1 protein-coding gene is annotated in these 1,682 nt (G+C 73.5%); it reads left to right on the top strand.

The annotated features are described in order from the left end of the window. Positions 1-21: 21 nt before the first annotated feature. The coding region (locus tag ACIRYZ_RS46510; RefSeq protein ID WP_402955827.1) for a polyketide synthase dehydratase domain-containing protein at positions 22-1,682 on the top strand (1,661 nt) is incomplete at its 3' end.

The raw sequence follows: 1,682 nt of genomic DNA, 5'->3' as shown, positions 1-1,682 counted from the left end.
CCGGACGGTGTGCTGACGGCGATGGCCGCGGACACCCTGGACGGCGAGGACGCGACCTGCGTCGCGGTCCAGCGTCGTGACCGGGAGGAGCCGCTCGCCCTGCTCCAGGGCCTGGCCGAGGCACACGTCCATGGCGTCACCGTCGACTGGCAGCAGCTCTTCGCGGGCCAGGGTGCCCGCCGTATCGACCTGCCCACCTACGCCTTCCAGCACGAGCGTTACTGGCTGGACGCGCCGGAAGGTGGTGTGGGTGATGTTGTCTCCGCCGGCCTGGGTTCGGCCGACCACCCGCTGCTGGGTGCCGCTGTCGGCCTCGCCGGTGGTGACGGTCTGCTCTTCACCGGCCGTCTGTCCCTGCGCACCCACCCGTGGCTTGCTGATCACGCCGTGGCCGGCACCGTCCTGGTGCCCGGCACCGGGATGCTGGAGCTGGCGCTGCGCGCCGGCGAGCGTGCGGGCTGTGAGCACGTGGAGGAGCTGACCCTTGAGGCGCCGTTGGTGGTGCCCGAGCGCGGTGGTGTCCAGATCCAGCTCGCCGTCGGCGCACCGGACGAGTCCGGTCGCCGTTTCCTGACCCTGCACTCCCGGGTCCACGAGGAGACCGACGGGGACCTGGAAGCAGAATGGGTCCGCCACGCCACCGGCACCCTGGCAGTCGAAGCGACCGCCGGCGTGGCAAGCGACTGGTCCGTGTGGCCGCCGCAGGGTGCCGAGGCCGTCGACGTGTCCGACGTCTACGGGCGGTTCGCCGAGGGCGGGTTCGTCTACGGTCCGGTGTTCCAGGGCCTGCGGGCCGCGTGGCGTCGCGGCGATGAGGTGTTCGCCGAGGTCGCGCTGCCGGCCGACGAGCACCCGGCGGCTGCCCGCTTCGGCCTGCACCCCGCCCTGCTCGACGCCGCCCTCCACGCGGTGGGGCTGGGCGACTTCCTCGGCGAGGACGACCGGGGCCGGCTGCCCTTCCTCTGGTCGGGCGCGTCCCTGCACGCGGTCGGCGCCACCGAACTGCGCGTCCGGCTGGCCTCGGCGGGCACGGACGCGGTGTCGATCCACGTCGCGGACACCACCGGAACCCCGGTGGCCTCCGTCGACTCCCTGATGCTGCGGCCCGTTGCCGCTGATCTGATCCAGGCGGCCCGCGCCGCGAGTGGCGCGCAGGAGTCGCTGTTCCGTCTCGACTGGACCGCGCTCACCGCTCCGGCAACGGCAGTTGAGCAGACCGCGGACCGCTGGGCCTGGCTCGGTGAGCAGCCCGGAGGGGTTGCGGAGTGGACGGCGGAGTCCGGTGTGCTGCTGGAGCAGTACGCGGACCTGGCGGCGTTGGCCGCGGCGGTCGATGGCGGGGCCGATGCTCCGCGGACCGTGGTGTTCCCGGTGGCCTCCGCTGACGAGAACCCGCTGCTCGGTGTCCGTGAGACGGCCGCCCGGGTGCTGGAGACCGTCCAGGCCTGGATCGCCGACGAGCGATGGGCCGACTCCCGGCTGGTCCTGCTGACCAGGGGTGCGGTCGCGCCCGAGCCGGGCACCGAGCTGACGGATCTGGCCGCCGCCTCCGTGTGGGGTCTGGTGCGCTCCGCGCAGTCCGAGCTTCCGGACCGCCTCGTGTTGTTGGACGTCGACGGCGAGGAGCTGTCGGGTGTGCTGCCGTGGGCGCTGGCTGCGGGTGAGCCGCAGCTGGCGGTGCG

It is taken from the genome of Kitasatospora sp. NPDC101155 (assembly GCF_044768305.1).
In the GTDB taxonomy this organism is placed as follows: Bacteria; Actinomycetota; Actinomycetes; order Streptomycetales; family Streptomycetaceae; genus Kitasatospora.
Note: the sequence above shows the minus strand (reverse complement) of the source record. Positions and strands in the feature narration are given on the sequence as shown.